Below are 22,050 nucleotides of genomic sequence, written 5' to 3' on the forward strand. Positions count from 1 at the left end.
GGTGCGGTCCGTGGTCCGCCATGCTGGAGCTCCGATCGATCCGCTACCACCCGGCCACCACCCCCGAGCCGGTGCTGCGCGATCTCAGCCTGACACTGCCCGTGGGCGAGCCGGTGCTGGTGGCTGGTCGCAGCGGCAGCGGCAAGAGCACCCTGCTGGAGCTGATCAGTGGGCTGGCGGAACCCAGCGGCGGCACGATTCTCTGGCAGGGCCAGCCGGTGACGGGCCGTCAGCGCCGCTGGCTGAGCGGCCTGGTGTTCCAGTTTCCCGAACGCCATTTCCTCGGCCTGAGCGTGGGCCAGGAGCTGAAGCTGGGGCAGCGCCGGCTGGGGAGCGAGCGGCTGGAGGCGGTGCTGGGCCAGGTGGGTCTGCAGGGGGTGTCGCTGCAGCAGGCGCCGGAGCGGCTCAGCGGCGGCCAGCAGCGGCGCCTGGCCCTGGCGGTGCAGCTGCTGCGTGACCCGAAGGTGCTGCTGCTGGATGAGCCCACCGCAGGGCTGGACTGGTCGGTGCGCCACGAGGTGCTGCAGCTGATCGCCCAGCTCGGCCGCCAGCGGGCTCTGCTGGTGGTCACCCATGAGCCGGAGGTGTTCCAGAGCGTGGTGAGGCAGGCCTGGCGCCTGAGCGACGGGGGCCTTCAGGCCCTGCCGGCGCTCCGTACGATGCCCTGAGTTGGCGGAGGGCGCAGCGATGCCCGATCAGTTGGTACGGGCCACGGCGGCCGATGGGGGAATCCGCCTGGTGGCGGCGCTCACGACCGTCACCAGCCGCTACGCCCGGCGGCGCCATGGCCTGTCGTATCTCACCACGGCGCTGCTGGGGCGGGCGATGACGGCGGGGTTGCTGCTGGCCAGTTCGATGAAGGTGGCCCACGGGCGGGTGAACCTGCGCATCCAGTCGGATGGCCCGCTGCGCGGGCTGATGGTGGATGCGGGCCGCGACGGCAGTGTGCGCGGCTATGTGGGCAACCCCGGCCTGGAGCTCGATCTGATCGAGGACGCCGAGGGCCTGCATCAGTTCGACTTCCGCAAGGCCACCGGCACCGGCTACCTGCATGTGGTGCGTGACCTGGGCAAGGGGGAGCCGTTCAGCAGCACGGTGGAGTTGGTGAGCGGCGGCATCGGCGACGACGTGGCCTCCTACCTGCTCCATTCCGAGCAGACCCCCTCGGCGGTGTTCGTGGGCGAGCAGATCGACAGCAGCGGCGTGCGCTGCTCCGGTGGAGTGCTGGTGCAGGTGCTGCCCAAGGCGGCGCGGGAGCCGGCGCTGGTGGCGCTGCTGGAGGAGCGTTGCCGGGAGATCACTGGCTTCAGTGCTCGCCTGGCCGCCTGCAAGGACGACCTCAAACTGCTGCTGGAAGACATCTTCCCCGACCTCGATCCCCAGCTGCTGGAGGACGCCGAGGCCCGTCAGGATGTGACCTTTCACTGCCCCTGCACCCGCCGCCGCAGCGTCAATGCCCTGCGGCTGCTGGGTGAGCAGGAGCTCGCCTCGATCCTGCAGGAAGACGGCCGCGCCGAGCTCACCTGCCACTTCTGCAACGAGGTGTATGGCGTGGAGGAAAGGGAACTGCGGGAGCTGATCGCCGAGCTATCGCTGGCCTAGGCGATCAGCAGGGCGCCGAGCAGCAACAGGATCAGGGCCGGCAGGCTCTGCACCTGATTCAGGGCCAGGGGCAGACCGAGGGGCAGGGCCGGATCGAGCCCCAGGGTGAGCAGACCTCCCAGCAGCAGGCCCACGCTGAGCAGGGCGAAGCTCCAGCCCACGGCGGCCAGGAAGCGGCCGTTTCGGCGCCTGAGGTTGACCACCGTGACGCCGGTGGCCAAGGCCAGAAGCACCTCAGCTGAGCCGGGCGGGGTGATCAGCACCAGAAGCAGCAGCAGGCCATCGGCCACCAGGGGAAACCAGCGTTCGCGCCCGTCCGCCAGGGCAATGCTGGGCATGGAGAAGCTGGGGGCCTGCAGCTTGTTGCCGCCACTGAGCTGGGGCAGGGAGGGCAGCTGGGGCAGGGAAGGCCGCGAAGGAACCCTCGCCGGCGCCGGCTTGATCTCCTCGCGCTTGGAGGCGGTGACCGCAGCGCTGCTCACCTTGCCCTGCTGCCGCTCCCGCAGCCGCTCCATCAGCACCGCGTCGTAGGCGGCCTCCACCTTGGCGCGAGCCTGGGGGTCGCCTGCGACCGCCTCCAGCTGACGCTGGCGGGCCATCTGCACCTCATCGAAGCTGGCGTCGGGGGTGACGCCAAGCCGTTCGTAGGGGCTGCCGCTGGGGGCGGGTTCAGAACCGTTGGTCATGGCCTCCGGTGCGTGGGGCTGGGTCGTGGCCCGAGCGTATCGAGGCGCGGGGCGTGTGGCTGTGCGTCAGGGGGCGATTGAGACCTGCCGGCCCTGCTGCTGCGGCTCAGAACAGGGGCTCGCTGCAGTGGTAGCCCGCGTCCTGCTGCAGCTCCAGACGCCGGGCCTCGGCTTCGTCGATCGCCAGCCAGTGGCGGCTCTTGAGCAGGGGCAACTGGGGGGGCAGGTGGCTGCCTTCGCGGATTTCCACGGCTTCCTGGCTGGGCAGAAAGCGGACGTAATCAGAACCTCCATCCCTGCGGGGGCGAACCAGCCAGATCGGCTGAGGCATGGCCGTTACCTTGACCTTTCGTTGCAATTGATTCTGGCGAGGCCGGCGGCGGGCTGTGGCTCAGATCGCGATCGGTTCGACGCCGCTCACCACCGGCGCCACGGCGCTGAGCTCGAGCTCGGGGTGATCCTCCTTGAGCTGGTTGAGGTTCCACTCGTTCTTGAACAGCAGCACTGGCCGGTCCCAGGCGTCGCGCACGGTCTTGCAGTTGAAGATGCGGCCGACACTCTCCAGCGCCGGCCAGCCGCCCACCACCCAGCGCGCCACGCTGAAGCCGAGGGGCTCCAGGCGTGTGTCCACCCCGTATTCGTTCTCCAGCCGGTACTGCACCACCTCCATTTGCAGCTGGCCCACCGCCGCCAGGATCGGATCACGCTTGCTGGCGTCGGTGTCGTAGAGGATCTGCACGGCACCTTCCTCGCGCAGCTCATTGACCCCCTTGCGGAAGCTCTTGAAGGCCGAGGGGTTGGGGTTGCGCAACCAGGCGAAGATTTCCGGGCTGAAGCAGGGGATGCCCTCGTATTCCACCTTCGGGCCCACATAGAGGGTGTCGCCGATGGCGAACATGCCGGGGTTGTTCAGGCCGATCACATCGCCGGGGTAGGCGGTATCGACCACCTCGCGGTCCTGGCCGAACAGCTTCTGGGGACGGGAGAGGCGGATGGTGCGGCCGCTGCGGGCATGGCGCACGCTCATGTCCTTCTCGAAGCGGCCCGAGCAGACCCGCACGAAGGCGATGCGGTCGCGGTGACGCGGGTCCATGTTGGCCTGCAGCTTGAACACGAAGCCGCTGAACTCAGGTCGCAGCGGATCGACGGGGCCGCCATGGCTGGTCCTGGCCACGGGCCGCTGGGCCAGCTCCAGGAAGGCATCGAGGAAGGGGTGCACGCCGAAGTTGGTCATCGCCGAGCCGAAGAACACCGGGCTGAGTTCACCGGCATGGACCAGCTCAAGGTCGAGGTCGGCACCGGCGCCATCGAGCAACTCCAGTTCCTCAAGGGCCTGAGCCAGGAGTTCCGGCTCCACCAGTTCGGCCAGTTCGGGGCTGCCGGCGGCCAGACGCTGCTCGGCGGCCTGACGGCCCCGTTCGGCCCGCGTGAACAGGATCACATCGCGGCTGCGGCGGTCGATCACCCCACGGAAGCGGTCGCCGCTGCCGATCGGCCAGTTCACCGGCCAGCAGGTGAGGCCCAGCTCGCTCTCGATCTCATCGATCAGCTCCAGGGGCTCACGCCCCGGCCGGTCCATCTTGTTGATGAAGGTGAAGATCGGAATCCGCCGCATGCGGCAGACCTCGAACAGTTTGCGGGTCTGGGGCTCGAGGCCCTTGGCGGCGTCTTCGAGCATCACCGCGTTATCGGCGGCCGCCAGTGTGCGGTAGGTGTCTTCCGAGAAGTCCTGGTGGCCGGGGGTGTCGAGCAGGTTGATCGTGCTGCCGTCGTAGTCGAACTGGAGCACGGTGGAGGTGATCGAGATGCCGCGCTGCTTCTCCAGTTCCATCCAGTCGGAGGTGACCTTGCGCTGCTCGCCCTTGGCCTTCACCGCCCCGGCCTGCTGGATGGCACCGCCGTAGAGCAGCAGTTTTTCGGTGAGGGTGGTCTTGCCGGCGTCGGGGTGGGAAATGATCGCGAAGTTGCGGCGCCGGGCCACGGCGTCAGCCAGGGCCTGCTGCTCGGGATCGGCGGCCTGGGCGGCCGGGGCTGAGGCTTGGGCTGTCATCCCCCCAGCCTGCCACCCCTGGTTGTGGCGAGCGGCCCGCGAAGCCGATCTAGCTTGAGGGAACCTGGGGCATTCATTATCAAACGCTTCTCGGCCCTGGCTCTCACCACCGCCCTGGTGATGAGTTCGGTGGTCTATGGCGCCGACCGACCGGCAGCAGAGACCACGGCGCTGGCAAGTGACAGGATCACGCTTGTGGAGAGCGGGCTCAGCGCCGCAACCACCAAGGCGCTCAACCAGTCCGCCAGTGCCGCCTTCGCAGAAACCAGTGCACCCGGCGCCGTGATGGCCGTGAAGACCGCCGAGGGCACCTGGGTGGCGACGCTTGGCTACGAGGACTGGGCCAGGACCGTGCCTATGGCCGCGGACGTCAACCAGCGCATCGGCAGCGTCACCAAGACCTTCACGGTGACGGCGCTGCTCCAACTGGCCGAGCGGGGCGCGCTCTCGCTCGACGACCCCATCGAGACCTACGTGCCGGGAATGCCCAACGGCAGGGCGACTCTGGCCCAGCTGGCCGGGATGCGCAGCGGCATCCCCAGCTACACCTTCAACCAGAGCTTCCAGGACGCGCTTTTCGCCGATCCCGATACTCCGTGGACGCCCCAGCAGCTCGTCGACCTTGTGAAACAGGACGCGCCGTTGTTCCCACCGGGAGAGATGGTCTTCTACTCGAACACCAACCTCGTGCTGCTGGGGATGGTGATCGAGCAAGTCACGGCCAAGCCCATCGAGACTGTGCTGGCTGAGCAGATCCTCAAGCCGCTGGGGCTCGACCACACGCTGATGCCCACCGACGCGACCTTTGCGGCGCCGCACGCCCAGGGCTACACGCTTCAGGGCGTCAAGGGCAGACAACCGGTTGATGCCACGGACTGGAACCCGTCGTGGGGGTGGACGGCCGGGGCGATGATCTCCAATCTCAACGACCTTCTGGTGTGGGGTGAAGCGCTCGGCACCGGCAAGGGGATCCTCTCGGGCGCGACCCAGGCCAAGCGCCTCGCCTCGTTCGACTTCACCATCCCGATCTACCTCGGGCCTGATGCACGGGCGCCCCAGACCCCGGCAAGGGCCTATGGCATGGGCCTCGCCCGCGCCCTCGACTGGTACGGCCATGAGGGGGAGCTGCCGGGCTTCAACACTGAGGTGCAGCACTACAAGCCGAAGGGCATCACCCTGGTGGTGATGGTGAACACCGACATCGCCTCGGGGCAGACCTGCGCGGAGGGCCAGCCGACCGTGCCCGGGAACCCTGGTGTCGGTCCGTGTCAGTCCGCCGCATCGCGCATTGCCCAGGCCCTGGCGGCCGCGCTCGGCCACCCGATGGTGGAGCCGAACCCAGCCGCTCGGTAAGGCACTGCCACTGGTGGCCGCCAGCGCTTGCACCCCCTACGGGTGGCGTTATGGTTCACGAACCTGACCACCCCCTCCGCCGTGACCCTCACCCCAGCGCGCCCCGATCTGATCGATCCCGCTGGGCGCCTTCAGGGCGGCCAGATCGGTGCCAACGGCCTGCTGGAGCCCGATTTCCCGGCCACCGCCCCGGCGGCGAACCCCGTTTTTTACCGCACCTATTCCCGCCGCACCGAGGGCGGTCGCGAAAGCTGGCACCAGGTGTCCGAGCGCAATCTGGAGGGACTGCGCCAGCTGGGCCATCTCGATGCGGCGGAGGTGGAGCTGATCCGGCGCATGCAGAAGCACCAGCAGGCCCTGCCCTCGGGGCGCTGGCTCTGGATCGGCGGCACCCCCTGGATCGAGCAGCGCCACAACTTCTCCGGTGCCTACAACTGCACCTCCACCAACCTGATCGACTGGGAAGCCTTCGGTCTGATGATGGACCTGGCGATGATGGGCTGCGGTACCGGCGCCATCATCGAGCCGCACCTGATCGAGCGCCTGCCGCTGGTGCGCAACCGGCTGGTGATCGAGAGTGTGACGCCGATCGGCCTCACCCCGGCCGGAGCGCGTCAGGAGGCCACCAGCCACACGGTGGAGGGGCAGCGGGTGGCGATCAAGGTGGGTGACACCCGCCGCGGCTGGGTCGACAGCTACCAGCTGCTGCTGGAGCTCTGCAGCGACGAGCGTTTCGATGCCGACAGCCCGATCCGGGTGAGCGTGGATCTCTCCGACGTGCGGCCGGTGGGCGAAACGCTCAAGGGCTTCGGCGGCATGGCCAACCCCGTCAAGCTGGGGGACCTCTACGGCCGCGTGGCCCAGATCCTCAACAAGGCGATCGGCCGCCGGCTCACCTCGGTGGAATGCTGCCTGCTGATTGATGAGGCGGCGGTCACGATCGTGGCCGGCAACATCAGGCGCTCCGCCGGCATGCGCCAGTTCGCCGCCGAGGATCTCTCCGCCGCTGGCGCCAAGGAAAATCTCTGGCAGCAGGACGCCAGTGGCAACTGGAGCATCGACCCCGAGCGTGATGCACTGCGGATGGCCAACCACACGCGGGTGTTCCACAGCCGCCCCAGCAAGGAGGTGGTGCTGGAGGCGGTGCTCAAGCAGTTCCAGAGCGGGGAAGGCGCGATCCAGTTCGCTCCCGAAGCCATCGCCCGCTCCAATGCCGATCTGCTGCCCACCGCTGAACTGCGCAGCGAGTTCATCGATATCTATGTTGATCAGGGCCGCGAGGAAGCCGGCCGCTGGCTGCAGCTGCACCACCCCGAGATCACGGCCGCCGAGCTGGAGCACCGGCTGGGGCGCTACGGGCTTAATCCCTGCGGCGAGATCCTCGGCGCTGATTTCCACTGCAACCTGGCCGAGATCCACCTGAACCGGATCGATCCCGCCGACCACCAGGCCCAGGCCGATGCCTTCAGGGCCGGTGGCCTGGCGGTGGCCTGCCTGCTCAACCACGACTTCGAAGTGGAGCGCTATCGCCAGAGCCGCGCCTGGGATCCGATCGTGGGGGTGAGCTTCACCGGCCTGTTCGACTTCTTCGTGCATGCCTTCGGCACGCCCTGGCTGCGCTGGTGGGAGCAGGGCCGCCCTGAAACCGAGGAAGGCCTGGCGTTCAAGGCCCAGGAAGCGGAGTATCTGGGCCGCTGGAAGGAGATCGTGAACGAGGCGGTGTGGGACTACTGCGACCGCCATGGCCTGCGCCGCCCCAACCGTTGCACCACCGTGCAACCGGCCGGCACCAAGAGCCTGCTCACCGGCGCCAGCCCCGGCTGGCACCCGCCCAAGGCGCAACGCTTCATCCGCCGCATCACCTTCCGCAAGAACGATCCGGTGGCCCTGGCCTGCATGGACTACGGCTACACGATCGTGCCCAGCCAATCCGACAAGGACGAGAACGGACGGCTGCTGGATGATCCTTTCGATCCCCGTTGCGGCGAATGGCTGGTGGAGATCCCCACCGAGGTGAGCTGGGCGAACATCCCCGGCGCCGATGCGGTGGAGATCAACAATTTCTCGGCCCTGGCCCAGTTCGACTTCTACATGCAGGTGCAGAAGCACTACACGGCCCACAACACCTCCGCCACGGTGGAGTTCCGCGAGAACGAGATCGAAGGGCTGGCCGAAGCGATCCACCAGGCGATCGATGGCGGTGAGGGTTACATCTCGGCGGCGCTGCTGGCCCGCTTCGATGCCAATGCCACATTCCCGCGGCTGCCGTTCGAGCCGATCGATCTGGCCACCTACACCCGCCTGCAGCAGGAGGTGGTTGCCCGCCGCCGCACGGCTGATTTCTTCGAGGCGCTGCAGCGTTACGACCAGGGTGAACTGGTGGAAGCTGGTCCTGCCGGTTGCGATTCCGACAAGTGCCTGCTGCCCCTGGCCAAACCAGCCCCATGAGTATTTGCAGCCGGCGCCATGCGGGTTTAGAAGCTCCATGGGCGGGCCTGGTGATCAGCCTGCTGGTCCTGGTTCTGCCTGTCCTCCCGGCTCGGGCCAGCAGCGATCTCAACCCCGATATCGAGAAGATGTGCCAGGGCCTGGCGGTGATCAACACCGAACTGGGGGCCACCGCCGCACCGGGTTCACCGATGGGCAAGCGCATGCAAACCGAGCTGTCGCTCTCCCAGGCTCAATATGGCGCGCTGTGGTCGCTGATGAAGCTCACCAATACGAGCACCTGCTCGTCGTTGTACTGATTCAGCAGGAGTTCAACCATGGGTCGCGGCCGCCTCGAAGCTTTCAGGGATGGGGGTGCTCTGGGCCAATCTGCATCTGCTCTTCTGGTTGTCGCTGGTTCCCTTCGCGACCCGCTGGATCGGCGAAAACCACTACGCCGCCCTGCCCACGGCGGTCTACGGCCTCAACCTGCTGCTGGCCGCCGTGGCCTACTGGATCCTGCAGCAGGCGATTATCAGCAACGAAGGGAAGAACTCCCTGCTGCGGAAGGCCATCGGCCGCGACCTGAAGGGCCGCCTCTCGCTGCTGCTCTATGCCCTTGCCGTGCTCGCTGCCTTCGCAGCACCATGGCTGGCGCAAGCGGTGTATGTGCTGGTGGCCTTGATCTGGATCATCCCCGATCGACGCATCGAGCAGGCCCTGCTGGAGGAGTGAGCTGATGATCCGGCCAACGGACTGCATCGCTGTGAACCGATGGTTCTCTGGTCAGAGAACCATCGCTCCCATTTTGGGACCGGTGTGCAAAACTCAGACCTCATCAGGGGTTCGTGGCATCACCGAGGCTGGTCAGCAAGTGGTTCACGGAATGGGGGAGACAGTGGCGGGTGGTTCCCGGAACCATCCAATGACAGGTTGGAAGGGCAATCCGATCTTATACTCTGCACATGAAATCACCTGATCAATTCCCCGCGATCGCCCAGGCTCTTGCCTCTGATGTCGAGAGTGCGGCATCAGATTCGAAGCGTCTAAAGCTTCGTACCCTTCTCGCCAAGTTTGGCTACGAAAAGAGATCGGACAGCAATACGGCTGAAATTACTAAGGCTCTAAGCGAAGCGGGCCTCGTTGTTAATCCACCTTTGGTGAGGTACGGGGACAATTGGGAGATAAGTACAGAAGACTGGATTTACCTCTCCATTGCCAAAGACTCGGTCGAGAGCATAAGCCGAGGCGTTTCTCCGCCTCGGAGCTGGAATTCAGATGGATGGTTTGACAGAGTTGCCAGCTTGTTATTAAGAACCGAAAAGGAAGTAGAGATCAAATTCGCGGTTCCACTTCTCATCCGTCTTGGATACTCTGAAGAGGACAGGTTTGATGGCATGCCCGTTCCGGCATCGCACGGCTCACGCGGCTCAACTTTAGTAATTGATCATGCTGCTTTCAATTCACAACTAGATGCATTAAAGGGGCAGCCACTTATGACGATCGAGGCTAAGCGTGACAGCTATCTATCTAAGACAAGGCAGCTACATCAAGCACATGATCAAGCCAAAAGCTACTGCTACTGGACTCAGTGCGACTTCTTTATGGTAACAGATGGCCAGAGTACGCATGTCTATCGTGTTGGTCGTGGCACGTACGACGACATTGAGCCACTCTTTGAATGTGAGCGACAAGACCTCAAGTTACGCTTCCCGGAGCTGTACGAGCTGGTATCCAAAGAATCACTAACCAGCCACTACCTAGGGAAGCTTTCATCTACTGAAGAGGCAACATGACTCTCCTGTTGCCATCCAACATCAAGATCCAGCGGCCGGGCATTCCCGAACCTTCTGAAGGCATATGGATACGCTCCGCCGCTGATCTTGAGCGTTGGCAGGGCCGATGATGACTGGAACATTTGACGCAAGCAACATGAACACTGGAGTGCTCGGCATCAATAATTCCCAGCGGGAACGGTAGATCCGTTGTAGTTGATCCATTCGAAGGTGTTAACTATATGCAGCTCCTGCTCCTTGCTTTGACTCCTACCGGCAAGAACTTCAACATGCACCTTGCTATGGTCGTGGGCCTCGGAAATACTGGAGACTCCCACGAGCGGCTTGCCTCGCGACGCCAGATGGCCGTGCTAAAATTGCCAGATGGCAAGTCAGAACGCACCGACAACTGCTTCTTTCAGCCCTGACCAGGGAGGACCAGCCTCAATCTTGCGTCTGCGAGCAACCAGCTTGGCCGGGCTTCGCGATGCTGTCCGCAGTGGTCTGCCTTTCTCCGCGTTTGTGGCGCTGACAACGCAACTCGAAATTTCTCCGCAGCACTTCACAGCAGTTTTCGGGATCCCTCCTCGAACCGTCGCCCGCAGGAAGGAGGCGCGACACCTCAACCCCCAGGAGTCTGATCGGCTTTATCGGGTTGCAAGAGTGGTCTCGCAGGCCGTCGAGGTCCTTGGCTCCATCGACAAGGCCCGCGTGTGGCTGAAAACTCCCAACCGTGCACTGGGGTGCGAGATGCCTCTCGATCTTCTAGACACCGAAATCGGCGCTCGTCAGGTCGAAGAAGTCTTGCTGCGCCTCAACTACGGGATCTTTAGCTGATGCGCGTTTGGCGGATCTGCCGCAAGCCCTACGTGGATATAGCGCTTGATGGAATCGGCGGTATGTACACCTCTGGACGCTGGCACATCAAGGGGCATCCCATTGTCTACACCGCCACCTCTGCGGCGCTCGCGGCGCTGGAAGTGCTCGTCCATGTCGATCCACTCACGGCTCCGACCGATTTAAGGCTGCTCGCCATCGAAATCCCTGATGACCTGACCACAGAAGTACTCGAACCGGTCACGCTGCCGGAGGACTGGCATTCCGTGCCAGCTCCTGCATCGCTCCAAGCACTCGGGTCTTCGTGGCTCACGAGCGGACGCACTGCGGCTTTGAACGTGCCGTCCGCAGTCATCACGGTCGAACGCAACTTTCTGCTCAATCCTCGGCATCCAGAAGCGCAGAAAATACGTATCATCAGCGATGAGGCTTTCACGTTCGATACGCGGCTCTTATGACGAGAAGCCAGCCAACAACGCCATCCATCTGTGCCGCCACCGCGAGCTAATCTGCTTTAAGCATCACTCACTGCAGCCAGACGATGGCAAGCGTTAGCTGGCAGAAACTTAACAAAGCACACGAAAGGAAATCGAACCCATGAACCAAATCGATGAGCAGCAAGCCTACGAGATCGGAATCGAGGCCTACACCTATCTTTACCCGCTCGTTGTGATGGACGCGACGCGGCGTCAGGCTGTCAACGTCGAAGCCGGGAAGGCCTTCGGGCGTGGACCGATGAACACCTTCACGCACGTCCCGGCATTCCCCCCGGCGGATTTCCGCGATGTTGTGCGGCCAAACTTCGACACGCTGTACTCGATCGCTTGGCTGGACCTCACGAAAGAACCGATGGTGGTCGCGGTTCCGGACACGCAGGACCGCTACTACATGCTCCCGATGCTCGACATGTGGTCGGACGTGTTTGCCTGCCCTGGCAAGCGCACGACGGGCACCGGCGCAGGTCGTTTCGCGGTTGTGCCGCCCGGTTGGCAGGGCAGGCTTCCCGAAGGCGTCCAGCGCATCGACGCGCCGACGCCCTATGTCTGGATCATCGGGCGCACGCAGACCAACGGCGAAAAGGACTACGGGGCCGTCCATCAGGTGCAAACTGGCTACACGACGACGCCACTGTCACAGCTGGGCAAGACTCCGCAGCCGGTCAGGGCAACGATTGATCCGACCGTGGACATGAAGACGCCTCCGATGACGCAGGTTGATGGTATGGACGCGGGCAAGTATTTCGGCTACGCCGCTGAACTCCTGAAGGTCAATCCGCCGCACATCACAGACCAACCCATTGTCGCGCGGATGCGACAATTCGGGATCGACCCCGGCAAGTCCTTTGATCTCGGGAAAGCTGATCTGGCTGTCAAGCGTGCACTGGAGCGCGCAGCGCCTGCCGCTCTTAAGGCCATGCGGGCGAAGATTCCAACGCTTGCCCGCGTCGTGAATGGCTGGCAGATGAACACGGACACGATGGGTGTGTATGGGAACTACTATCTCAAGCGGGCCATTGTCGCGCTGGTCGGTCTGGGCGCCAACCTGCCGGAGGACGCGGTCTATCCGCTGAACATCGGCGACGCGGACGGCAACCCGCTGAACGGGGCAAACCAGTACGTGCTGCACTTCGCCCAGAATGAGATTCCGCCCGCTCAGGCCTTCTGGTCGATTACGTTGTACGACGAGCATGGGTTCCCAACCGCCAATGACCTGCAGCGAAACGCCATCGGCGATCGCGATGCACTCACGTTCAACGCGGATGGCTCGGTCGATTTGTACATCCAGCATGTGTCGCCTGGGGCCGAGAGAGAGTCGAACTGGCTGCCGGCACCGGCAGGAGACTTCAACCTGACTATGCGAGTGTATGCACCCAAGAGCGAGGTCACTGATGGCCGATGGGCGCCCCCGGCCGTGATAAAGACGCGGTGATCCCCTAAGCCAACACGGACGAGTCCCCCTCGGTTTCATTAACAAGGGCACAAGGCGGCCGCCTACGGCGGAGCCTTGTGCCCGGCGTTAGGCACATAAAAAACCCACTGAACCCTCATTGCTTCACTCCTTCGGAAGGTTCAATCTTGCGGGAATAACCTTGCCCCCCTGGGCGGAGCCCAGCACCGTTCAGCCTTGCCCCGGTCGTAACCCTCCTGGCATCCTGAGGAGACTGAACTCTTCCCCCCGTTGTCCTACGCCGCTGAGAGCCCGCTGAGCGACGCCGGCAGCAACGATGATCTCCACGATGAATTCCTCGGCGCTCTCGCCGCCTTGGGCGGATCTGCGGGCAATGGTCGCCTGCGGGAGACGCTGGAGTGGGACGAGGCCCGCTTGACAGGCACGTGTGATCGCCATCCATGCCCCCTGCCGCTGGAGCAGTGATGGCCGCGCGCGGCCCTGTGAACGGGAGTTGATGCAGAAGGGGATCTGGTGTTTCTCCTCCCCCACCCGTCAGAAGGCCCACACCCCCCATCGCACCGATTACTTCGGCTGGATGCTGCAGGGGGAGAAGCTCTACCAGGCGCTGGCGGCGTCCCATCCCCTGATCTGCCGCTTGCCCATCGCCGGGCCTGGCTGCTCGGAAACCTTCCCCCATGCCATCACCTGGCACCTGCGCGCCGGCAAGGCCAAGGCGCCCCAGAAGCGCACGCAGCGGCGTGAGTTGCTGCAGCAAGCAGGAATCGACCTGGCACCGCTCACCAACATCGACTGGATCGATGCCGCCTTGTGCGCCCTCACCGCCCACCACGCCGCCACCGGTGGGGAGTGCCTGATCCATGGCGAGCCGGAATCGGGCCTGATCATCGTTCCCAGCTTCCCTGCCGCAATGGCCTCCAGCCGTGGAGTTCGGCCAGACTGCCCTTCATGAGCGCCTCAGCCCGCCCCTCCAGCTATCACTACGTGGTGGATGAGCCACTGCTGCGCACCATCACGGCCGAGATCCAGGCAGCCATCCCAGGCGCTGAAGTACGCCTGTTCGGCTCCCGCGCCCGCGGCACTGCCCGCCCCGATTCCGATTTGGATCTTCTGGTCACCGTGCCGGATGCCTGGCTGGCCAGCCATTCGCGTTTGGAGGAAACGGATGCCCTGGGTTGGAAATTGGCCCATCACCGCCTCCCGATCGAGCTGCTGCTTTACTCCGCCAGCGAGGTGGAGCATCGTCGTCGTGGGGGGATCAATGTGATCGCCGAGGCCTTCCGCTATGGGCGGCGGCTGGATCCTGCGGAGCCACTGCATGGCCCCGGCTGAAACGTCGTCCGGCTTTCTGCGCATCGCGCACCGTGATCTGCGAACCGCGATGGCCATGGCGGATCCGTCCCTTTTTGAGGAATCCACCTGGGGATTTCATCTGCAGCAGGCGATCGAGAAGACTCTGAAGGCCTGGCTGCTGGTGCTCACGCCTGAGCAACCACCCTTCAGTCACAACCTCAGGCTGTTGTTTCAGATGCTGCGCGACCAGGGCGCCGCTGTTGAGCCCTTCCTTGGACTCAGCCGCTTCACCCTCTTTGCTGTGGTGTGGCGCTACGACGAAGAGCCGGAGCTGGAACACCTCGATCGCGCCGCCTGGAACCAGCTCTGCGCTGACCTGCACGCCCACGTGGCCGCGCTGATCCCATGAACGAGGCCGAAACCCGCGCTGAACTGATTGATCCGCTGCTGGCGGCGGCTGGCTGGGGCGTGGTGGAAGGCAGCCGCATCCGGCGTGAGTTCTCGATCACTCCCGGCCGGATCGAGGGCGGCGGCAAGCGCGGCAAGCCGCTCACCGCCGACTACGTGCTCACCTACCGCAACACCCAGCTGGCGGTGGTGGAAGCCAAGGCCGACACCCTGTCACTCAGCGAAGGCGTGGGCCAGGCCAATGATTACGCCGCCAAGCTGCAGATCCGCTTCACCTACGCCAGCAACGGCAAGGGCGTCTACGCCATCGACATGGCCACGGGCGAGGAGGCCGAGGCCGCCGGTTTCCCCACGCCGCAGGACCTGTGGGACCGTACCTTTGCCGAGGAGAACGCCTGGCGTAATCGCTTCGCTGCCATCTCCTATCCCGACAAGGGCGGCAGCTGGCAGATCCGCTTCTACCAGGACATCGCCGTGACCCGTGTGCTGGAGGCCATCGCCAGCGGCCACGACCGCATCCTGCTGACGCTGGCCACCGGCACCGGCAAAACCTCGATCGCCTTCCAGATCATCTGGAAGCTGTTTCAGGCCCGTTGGAACCTCTCCTGGCAGGCCACCCGCCGGCCCCGCATCCTCTTCCTGGCTGATCGGAACAACCTCGCCGATCAGGCCTTCAACGACTTCACCGGTTTTGCCGCCTTCGAAGACAACGCCCTGGCCCGCATCGAACCTGATGCACTGCGCAAGAAGGGCCGGGTTCCCACGAACGCCAGTGTGTTCCTCACCATCTTCCAGACCTTCATGAGCGGACCGGCGGCGGACGGCAAGCCCTCCCCCTGGTTCGGCCAGTACCCGCCCGATTTCTTCGATTTCATCGTGATCGATGAATGCCACCGCGGTGGCGCCAACAACGAATCCACCTGGCGCGGCATCCTCGAGTACTTCGCCCCCGCCGTGCAGCTCGGCCTCACCGCCACCCCCCGCCGCACCGACAACACCGACACCTACGCCTACTTCGGCGAGCCGGTGTTCACCTACTCCCTCAAGGAAGGCATCAATGATGGCTTCCTCACTCCCTTTCGCGTTAAGCAGGTCACGACCACCCTCGATGAGTACGTCTACACGCCCGACGACACGGTGGTGGAAGGCGAGATCGAGGAAGGCAAGCTCTACAAGGAGGCTGACTTCAACAGGATCATCGAGATCAAACAGCGGGAACAGCAGCGGGTTGAGATCTTTCTGGGTCAGATCGATCAATGTGAGAAAACCCTGGTGTTCTGCGCCACCCAGGATCACGCCCTGGCGATCCGTGATCTGATCAACCAGCTCAAGACCAGCACCGATCCCAACTATTGCCAGCGGGTCACTGCCAATGATGGCGAACTGGGCAACACCTGGCTGCGGACCTTCCAGGACAATGAGAAGTCCATCCCAACCATCCTCACCACCTCCCAGAAGCTTTCCACCGGCGTGGATGCCCGCAATGTGCGCAACATCGGCCGCGGCACCCGCCTGTACGACGGCAAGGATTATTTCACCATCTACGACTTCGTAAAAGCGCATCAACTTTTCAGCGATCCCGAGTGGGACGGCGAACCCCCGGAACCGGAAGACGTTGTCTCTCGACCACCTCGTCCTCCCATCGAACCCCCGGAAGCCAAGGACCACGACGGCAAGGATGAAACCAGCGACCAGACCCGCCGCAGCAAGGCCCGCATCAAGCTGGGCGATGGCAAGGAACGCTCCATCCAGCACATGATGGTGACCAGCTTCTGGCACCCAGACGGCACACCGATGAGTTCGCAGCAGTTCCTTGAACTGCTTTATGGCAAGCTGCCGGAGTTCGTCAAGGACGAGGCCGAGCTTCGGGAACTCTGGAGTTCGCCAGACACTCGCCGTAAGCTGCTAACGGGCCTCGAGGAGAAGGGTTTCGGTGCAGCCCAGCTGGCCGAGATGCAGAAGATCATCAATGCCGAGAACAGTGATCTGTTCGATGTCCTGGCCCATGTGGCCTATGCCCTGCAGCCCATCCCCCGCGAAGAGCGAGCCGAGCATGCACGCCTGTACATCCATTCCAGGTTCACCAGCAAGCAGCAGCTCTTCCTGGATTTTGTTCTCCAGCACTACGTGACGATGGGCGTGCAGGAACTGGCCCAGGAAAAGCTCACACCGTTACTGCAGCTCCGCTACCAGAACTCCATTGCTGATGCCGTGGCCGATCTGGGACGACCAGAAGAAATCGGCCAGCTCTTTTCAGGCTTCCAGAGGTATCTTTATGAGACTTCAGCCTGATGAATCCTGCTTCACCAAGGCCAGTGGCCGAGAACAGATAGAGCCAAACAATCCGATGCATCTGACCCGCCACCCAGGGCTTGCTGAAACTCCCACCAGCTCTTGGCGGGCAAGTGATCGGGAGACCTCACAGGTTTTCATGAGAGCATTTCACCGGGTTCTTGCTATATTGAACATTGAGCAAGCCGTTGCTGATTATTCCGCCAGTTTCTGAGTATCGCCTGTCGTTGTTGTTCCAGGAGGGCATGCGTTATGGCAGGCTCTGGCGGTGAATCTGTCAGTTAGAAAAACAGCTGAGTGTTCTGGAGCCATGTGCCACCTTGACTGGGAAGATACAGATGCCACAGAGTTCACAGTTGAAGCTGACTGTAATGGTATCGTTTGGGAGAAGTTTGCAACATGCCGTCAAGCCCAGAAATAAATAAGATTTCGCCCGGTGCAAATTATCAGCTATCCATAATCCTCTAGCCCGGAAGTTCCTTGCTTTTAAGTCGGCTTCGCTCCACTAGGGCTGAAACCCTTCTATAGGCGACTGGCTCACATTCAGATACAGAAAATGGGGTCGCCGGGGTTGCGTCTCGGCAGAATCCCCACTTGGTTCTGAGCTTGGGCGTTGGACAGTCCACCTTTTCTGGCAGACTTGGCTTTCATCGGATTGGACAGGTGGGTGCGACGAATGAATGAGCAGCTGAATCCAGAAAAGATCCTCCAGACTGGCCTCGCGTTCTGGGCGTCAAAGACGTTGTTGAGTGCCGTCGAAATGGGACTGTTTACCGAATTGTCGAGCGGTCCAGAGAGCCTCGACAAACTGAGCGGACGTCTTGGCTTGCATCCACGCTCGGCCCGTGACTTCCTCGATGCTTTGGTGGCGTTGGGCTTCTTGACACGCACGGGCGGCGAGTACTCCAACACCCCTGAAACGGAACTCTTCCTCGACCGGAACAAGCCTTCGTACCTAGGAGGCATCCTCGAGATGGCAAACCACCGCTTGTATCCATTTTGGAACAATCTAACGGAAGCACTCCGCACCGGACAGCCGCAGAATGAAGCCAAGTCGGGTGGCCCCGAGCTCTTCGAGATTCTGTATGCAGACCCGGCACGCCTCAAGGAATTCCTTGCCGCCATGTCAGGGATCAGCCACGGTGCGAATATGAAGATTGCGAAGACATTTCCGTGGAAGGAATACCGTACATTCGTCGACGTGGGCACTGCACAGGGCGATCTCGCTGCACAGATCATCCTAGCCAACCCGCATCTACGGGGCGAGGGCTTTGACCTGCCCGAAGTGGCGCCGATCTTCGAGGAGTACATCGAGGGCCTCGGCATCAAGGATCGGCTGACTTTCGTGCCGGGCAGCTTCTTCACTCAGGATATTCCTCCGGCCGACGTCATTCTGATGGGACATATCCTGCACGACTGGGATCTGCCAACCAAGAAGATGCTGATCAGAAAAGCTTTCGATGCCGTGCCCACTGGCGGCGCCCTTGTCGTCTATGAAGCTATCATCGATGATGACCGCTCAAAGAACGCGTTTGGATTGATGATGAGCCTGAACATGCTCATCGAGACTCCTGGTGGCTTCGACTACACGGGGGCTGACTGCGTCCGATGGATGCTAGAAGCTGGGTTTACGTCAACCTGGGTCGAAGAACTGGTCGGGCCCGACTCTATGGTGGTTGGCATCAAATAGCCTATCTTCCTGAACAATGCCTTAATCAAGCATCTGTTGTCTGCGGTGATCCCGGCGCCGGCTGCCAATTTTTCCGGTTCATATTTACGCACCCAGGCAAACTTCAACTGGAAGTGGTTCAGGCTTGGCTTTGCGACATTTGCGGACAAATCCCACCAAAGCATTGGCAATTCAGAGAATCGAGTTGATAATTCAGTCGTCCGGATTCTCTGTGGAAGCAGGAGTTGCATTGACTCCCTCGGAGTGACAACACGTCATTCCACTCTCTTCACACTTGGATCAGAGTAGTTGGTCCTCTGCTTTTATGCCACAAGGACGAGTGTGGCCGACTTCTCTGGCATATGCTGTTGTCGCTGCCTACAAGTAGTCAACCTCGTTGTGGAGATGCTCATGGAAAGGACTGGCCGGCTACATAGGGTTACATATATTCGTTCCGACCAATCTCTTGGCTTTACTCGGTTTGTCGAGGAATACTTGGAGGAGAAGCCTTTGGTGGAAGGGGGCGATGCCCCGGCGTTCTGGGGCACGGATCCGTTGCCGCCAGGGGGCATGTCTTTTATGAGAATGGATAAGGGATGGGCGTGGGACTGGCATAATGCACCTAGCTTGGATTTTCTTTATGTATTAGAAGGCGCTTTTCAGATTTCTGTTGGAGCTGAATGCATGGTTGAAGCTCGAGTGTTTAAGCCGGGAGACTTATTTGCTTTTGATGATCCCTGTGGTCGCGGTCATAGAGCAGAGGCGCTTGAAGAATGCTGCCTGCTGCACATCGATGGGCTGAGATGAAGGAGTGATTCCGCGCGAAGTAGGAGCTGAAGAGGCCCTGGATAACAATGCTGATTGCGGCAGATTGGTTAGTGATCGCAGTCCAGGACTGGACTGGGGTCATGGGCGGTATGCGGCTTGGATTCACTGATTCCGAGCAGGCCACCGACCTGAAGCGTGCCAATTAATATCAATTTCTTGCCGATACTGATTGCGAGGTGACTTGGCGGCCTCGGTATGAGCTTGTCAAGATGCTATAGCCGCCTATTACAATCATCCGAGATGCAATATGGTCTATCAGCTTTGGGAGGAGTTTCATGGCCAGCCCTGGCGAGCGGGTCATTGAGGTTGTTTGCACAGAGGACAAGCTGAGGGCTGATCTCGCAGATGGACACTCCATCTCTGCTCCAACTCTGTGCCTCTGGCCTGGTTCCTGCACCTTCTTCATGCCACCCCTCTGGAGCGCGGCATCGCCTCGCTTGAAGCCGCTCCCCGGCTAACACGGGTATGCACCTGCGCCGACCCCTCCCCAGACTTCCCCTCGATCGCATGCGTCCTATGTCCGTCTTCTGTCCCGCGATAAGCCTCAAGACTCGTCAGCGCTGGCTGGCCCTGCTCCTGCTCGGCGGCGGCCTACTGCTGGCAGGCCCGCGGGCACTGGCGGATCAGGAGCCGGCAGGGGTCAAGGTGCAGACGCTGGTCCGCTCCGGTGAGGCATGGAACGGCACACCGCTGCCCCCTTATCCCAGAGGCGAGCCGGAAGTCACCGTGCTGCACATCACGATTCCTCCGGGGATGAAGCTGCCCATGCACATCCACCCAGTCATCAACGCCGGCATGCTGATCCGCGGGCAGCTGCTGGTGATCAGCGAGGCGGGTCCCAGCCTGCAGCTGAGGGCGGGGGACGGGCTGATCGAGATGGTGAATCAGCCCCACTACGGCAGCAACAACGGCACGGAACCCGCCGAGATCGTGGTGGTTTATGCGGGGGTGAAGGGGAAGCCGTTCACCGTGCTCGAACCCGCCCCTAAAGCCGATTCGACTCCTGGCTCTCCAGCCCCATGACCGCTGGCTGGCCCGTTTCTTCAGGAGGTCCGGGTATTCAAGGCAGCGTCTTGTACGGGATGTGAAGCCATGGCTGGCATCTTGTATGGATCTAGCTAATTGTGAGATGGGCCCACAGCGCCCACTATCGCTGGAGACAGCCGTCATGCAGATCCAAGTGAACACAGACAAGAATATCTCAGGGCACGAGGCTCTGGCTCAGAATGTCGAAGACACTCTTCATCAAGTTCTAGCGCGCTTCGCTGATCACATCACCAGGCTGGAAGTGCACCTCAGCGACGAGGATAGTACATCGAAGACAGGCACAATTGACAAGCGATGCTTGCTTGAGGCGCGGCTGGCGGGACGCGAGCCGACAGCCGTGAGCGACCTGGCCCGTACAACTGAGCAGGCAGTAACCGGAGCTGCTCATAAGATGGTGAGCCTGCTTGACAGTGAATTGGGTAAGCTTGGTAGGCACTAGGGTGTCCATGTTGGCCTGTCAGTCATGGGCCCAGGTTCAGGATCCGGCGGTCGGGCTCAGACGTTTAGGGTGCATGAACAGAACTACTTCCCACCGCTGATCTTGAGCAGACTGATCAGCCGATGCCGATGGCCGCGATGGTGGCTCAAGCCGCTTCCAAGCCCAGGTGATCCACGTAGGGCTGGAAGTCGCGATCGCTGAACAGCAGGGGCACAGTCGCCTCGATGCAGGCGGTGGCGATGATTCCGTCGATCGTTTTGCGCACCGTGATGCCCCGACTGCGCAGGCTGCGGTAGTTCTCCGCCGCCTTGTAGGCGTTCTGGGGCCCGAGCATCGCCAGCATGGGGATGGCGCGAAACAACTGGCGGGCTGTGGCGACATCTCGGTCGTGGCGGAAGCCCTGCAGCACCTCCACCAGGATCAGATCACCGATCGCCACCGGCGTGCTGCCCAGCAGGCCATCCAGGCGCTCCACCTCGGGGGTGCTGACGCCATTGAAGAAGTCGATCCAGACCGATGAATCGACAACGATCACGCTGACTCGGCCTCTGCAGGGGACTGGTCCTGGCGGAGGCTCTCCAGGTTGCCCTCCCAGGACAGCCGGCCTCGGAAGGCCCTGATGCGCTTCTGCTGTTCCAGCCTCACGAGGGTGCGCAGGCCGATCTCGACGGCTTCCCTCTTGGTGCGGGCGCCACTGGCCTGCATCGCATCGCGCATCAGCTGGTCGTCGATGACGATGTTCGTGCGCATGGCCGGCCTCCCTGATGTGTAGAGCGTTGACATGTTATACACATCTTGATTGCTCGCGCTGGCGGCCAGCTTGCGCGCCAGCGCAAGGGCCCCTTCGGCGGGCATGAAGCGGGGCTTTTTGACGGGACGGCCGGGAGCGGCCGTAGTGCTGGGTGATGCGCTTCTCCATCCCGATCGCATGGGCAGCTGCAAAGGCCAGGTCAGAGAACCCGGCCAGGGCAAGCAAATGCAGGGGCGATGACTTACTCCCCGTCCCCCAGGAAGATCAGCGAGTCCCGGTTCACCCACAGCACCCGGCCGCTCTGGCCTGGGTAGCCCACCCTGCACCAGGTGCCCTGGCTGTTTGAGGTGCACGCCAGCTTGTCGAGCGTTTCCCCCGCCACCAGCAGGCCATGACACACCCGGACATCCCTGCCCTGGAGGCCCTCAGCCGCGACTACAGCGAGACGCCCCGGCGGGTGCTGTTTGTGCTGGGTTCCGGGAAGAGCCCAGCGGTGGAGGTGTTTGAGGCTGCAGCGCAGCAGCGCTCCACCAGCATCGATCCCCAGCACCTGGCGGAGATGGCCGCCGGCAGGCGCCGCTCGCTGACGCTCTGCACCCCGATGCAGATGGTGCCTGAGATCGTGCGCTCGCTTGCCCACAGCAATGTGGCCGTGTACCAGGTGCAGCTGCTGGAGGAGTGAGCC

Annotated in this window: 25 protein-coding genes; 20 read left to right on the plus strand and 5 right to left on the minus strand. The window is 62.6% G+C overall.

Annotation, left to right across the window (positions count from 1 at the left end):
• Positions 1-20 precede the first annotated feature (20 nt).
• Together WH5701_RS02780 and hslO are read left to right on the plus strand one after the other, a co-directional pair.
• Entirely contained in the window at positions 21-668 is a 648-nt protein-coding gene (locus WH5701_RS02780; protein WP_006170392.1) for an ABC transporter ATP-binding protein, read from the plus strand.
• 19 nt (positions 669-687) lie between these two features.
• Entirely contained in the window at positions 688-1,602 is a 915-nt protein-coding gene (gene hslO, locus WH5701_RS02785; protein ID WP_006170393.1) for an Hsp33 family molecular chaperone HslO, read from the plus strand.
• Here hslO and WH5701_RS02790 read toward each other — a convergent pair.
• The 3 genes from WH5701_RS02790 to WH5701_RS02800 all read right to left on the minus strand — a co-directional run bounded on the left by WH5701_RS02790 (position 1,599) and on the right by WH5701_RS02800 (position 4,338).
• A complete protein-coding gene (locus WH5701_RS02790; RefSeq protein WP_006170394.1) occupies positions 1,599-2,288 on the minus strand; it encodes a CPP1-like family protein in 690 nt (229 codons plus the stop codon). The two genes, hslO and WH5701_RS02790, sit on opposite strands and share 4 nt — an antisense overlap.
• Before the next feature lie 106 nt (positions 2,289-2,394).
• Positions 2,395-2,619 carry a hypothetical protein gene (locus tag WH5701_RS02795; protein WP_006170395.1) on the minus strand — a complete coding sequence of 75 codons (225 nt, stop codon included), beginning with the start codon at positions 2,617-2,619 and terminating at the stop codon, positions 2,395-2,397.
• Positions 2,620-2,679: 60 nt separating this feature from the next.
• Positions 2,680-4,338, minus strand: a complete 1,659-nt coding sequence (locus WH5701_RS02800; protein ID WP_006170396.1) for a peptide chain release factor 3 — start codon at positions 4,336-4,338, stop codon at positions 2,680-2,682.
• Positions 4,339-4,392: 54 nt separating this feature from the next.
• Here WH5701_RS02800 and WH5701_RS02805 point away from each other — a divergent pair, with 54 nt between their 5' ends.
• The 17 genes from WH5701_RS02805 to WH5701_RS02870 all read left to right on the plus strand — a co-directional run bounded on the left by WH5701_RS02805 (position 4,393) and on the right by WH5701_RS02870 (position 20,151).
• Positions 4,393-5,691: a serine hydrolase gene (locus WH5701_RS02805; RefSeq protein ID WP_006170397.1), complete on the plus strand. Its 1,299-nt coding sequence runs from the start codon at positions 4,393-4,395 to the stop codon at positions 5,689-5,691.
• 111 nt (positions 5,692-5,802) lie between these two features.
• Complete coding sequence (gene nrdJ, locus WH5701_RS02810) at positions 5,803-8,139, plus strand: ribonucleoside-triphosphate reductase, adenosylcobalamin-dependent (RefSeq protein WP_050751427.1); 2,337 nt, start codon at positions 5,803-5,805, stop codon at positions 8,137-8,139.
• Between the two features lie 50 nt (positions 8,140-8,189).
• A complete protein-coding gene (locus WH5701_RS02815; protein WP_006170399.1) occupies positions 8,190-8,438 on the plus strand; it encodes a hypothetical protein in 249 nt (82 codons plus the stop codon).
• Positions 8,439-8,487: 49 nt separating this feature from the next.
• On the plus strand, positions 8,488-8,853 hold the full coding sequence (locus WH5701_RS02820) for a TMEM175 family protein (protein ID WP_006170400.1): 366 nt from the start codon (positions 8,488-8,490) through the stop codon (positions 8,851-8,853).
• Positions 8,854-9,083: 230 nt separating this feature from the next.
• Complete coding sequence (locus WH5701_RS16560; protein WP_198005121.1) at positions 9,084-9,914, plus strand: type I restriction enzyme HsdR N-terminal domain-containing protein; 831 nt, start codon at positions 9,084-9,086, stop codon at positions 9,912-9,914.
• Between the two features lie 221 nt (positions 9,915-10,135).
• Positions 10,136-10,321 (plus strand): hypothetical protein, encoded by a 186-nt coding sequence (locus WH5701_RS17945; protein WP_006170401.1) that lies wholly within the window; start codon positions 10,136-10,138, stop codon positions 10,319-10,321.
• Positions 10,278-10,730 (plus strand): antitoxin Xre/MbcA/ParS toxin-binding domain-containing protein, encoded by a 453-nt coding sequence (locus tag WH5701_RS02825; RefSeq protein WP_083781800.1) that lies wholly within the window; start codon positions 10,278-10,280, stop codon positions 10,728-10,730. Before WH5701_RS17945 ends, WH5701_RS02825 begins: the two co-directional genes overlap by 44 nt.
• Positions 10,730-11,188: an RES family NAD+ phosphorylase gene (locus WH5701_RS02830; protein WP_006170403.1), complete on the plus strand. Its 459-nt coding sequence runs from the start codon at positions 10,730-10,732 to the stop codon at positions 11,186-11,188. Before WH5701_RS02825 ends, WH5701_RS02830 begins: the two co-directional genes overlap by 1 nt.
• 139 nt (positions 11,189-11,327) lie before the next feature.
• Entirely contained in the window at positions 11,328-12,659 is a 1,332-nt protein-coding gene (locus WH5701_RS02835) for a DUF1254 domain-containing protein (protein ID WP_006170404.1), read from the plus strand.
• 249 nt (positions 12,660-12,908) lie between these two features.
• A complete protein-coding gene (locus WH5701_RS02840; protein WP_006170405.1) occupies positions 12,909-13,103 on the plus strand; it encodes a hypothetical protein in 195 nt (64 codons plus the stop codon).
• Positions 13,066-13,590: a DUF429 domain-containing protein gene (locus tag WH5701_RS02845; RefSeq protein WP_083781801.1), complete on the plus strand. Its 525-nt coding sequence runs from the start codon at positions 13,066-13,068 to the stop codon at positions 13,588-13,590. Before WH5701_RS02840 ends, WH5701_RS02845 begins: the two co-directional genes overlap by 38 nt.
• A complete protein-coding gene (locus tag WH5701_RS15600) occupies positions 13,587-13,970 on the plus strand; it encodes a nucleotidyltransferase domain-containing protein (RefSeq protein ID WP_006170407.1) in 384 nt (127 codons plus the stop codon). Before WH5701_RS02845 ends, WH5701_RS15600 begins: the two co-directional genes overlap by 4 nt.
• Positions 13,957-14,340 carry a HEPN domain-containing protein gene (locus WH5701_RS02855; protein WP_037979481.1) on the plus strand — a complete coding sequence of 128 codons (384 nt, stop codon included), beginning with the start codon at positions 13,957-13,959 and terminating at the stop codon, positions 14,338-14,340. The genes WH5701_RS15600 and WH5701_RS02855 overlap by 14 nt, the downstream gene beginning before the upstream one ends.
• Positions 14,337-16,631 (plus strand): EcoAI/FtnUII family type I restriction enzme subunit R, encoded by a 2,295-nt coding sequence (hsdR, locus tag WH5701_RS02860; RefSeq protein ID WP_006170409.1) that lies wholly within the window; start codon positions 14,337-14,339, stop codon positions 16,629-16,631. The genes WH5701_RS02855 and hsdR overlap by 4 nt, the downstream gene beginning before the upstream one ends.
• 676 nt (positions 16,632-17,307) lie before the next feature.
• Positions 17,308-18,321: a methyltransferase gene (locus WH5701_RS02865; RefSeq protein WP_006170410.1), complete on the plus strand. Its 1,014-nt coding sequence runs from the start codon at positions 17,308-17,310 to the stop codon at positions 18,319-18,321.
• A 474-nt stretch (positions 18,322-18,795) separates the two neighbouring features.
• Complete coding sequence (locus tag WH5701_RS17405; RefSeq protein ID WP_156776507.1) at positions 18,796-19,107, plus strand: cupin domain-containing protein; 312 nt, start codon at positions 18,796-18,798, stop codon at positions 19,105-19,107.
• 537 nt (positions 19,108-19,644) lie between these two features.
• Entirely contained in the window at positions 19,645-20,151 is a 507-nt protein-coding gene (locus tag WH5701_RS02870; RefSeq protein WP_006170412.1) for a cupin domain-containing protein, read from the plus strand.
• Positions 20,152-20,759: 608 nt separating this feature from the next.
• On the opposite strand, the gene WH5701_RS02880 is transcribed toward WH5701_RS02870, so the two are convergent.
• Entirely contained in the window at positions 20,760-21,149 is a 390-nt protein-coding gene (locus tag WH5701_RS02880; protein WP_006170415.1) for a PIN domain nuclease, read from the minus strand.
• Complete coding sequence (locus WH5701_RS02885; RefSeq protein WP_006170416.1) at positions 21,146-21,364, minus strand: type II toxin-antitoxin system VapB family antitoxin; 219 nt, start codon at positions 21,362-21,364, stop codon at positions 21,146-21,148. Before WH5701_RS02885 ends, WH5701_RS02880 begins: the two co-directional genes overlap by 4 nt.
• 392 nt (positions 21,365-21,756) lie before the next feature.
• Here WH5701_RS02885 and WH5701_RS02890 point away from each other — a divergent pair, with 392 nt between their 5' ends.
• Positions 21,757-22,047 (plus strand): hypothetical protein, encoded by a 291-nt coding sequence (locus WH5701_RS02890; RefSeq protein ID WP_006170418.1) that lies wholly within the window; start codon positions 21,757-21,759, stop codon positions 22,045-22,047.
• Positions 22,048-22,050 lie beyond the last annotated feature (3 nt).

The sequence above is a fragment of the Synechococcus sp. WH 5701 genome (genome assembly GCF_000153045.1).
In the GTDB taxonomy this organism is placed as follows: Bacteria; Cyanobacteriota; Cyanobacteriia; order PCC-6307; family Cyanobiaceae; genus Regnicoccus_A; species Regnicoccus_A antarcticus.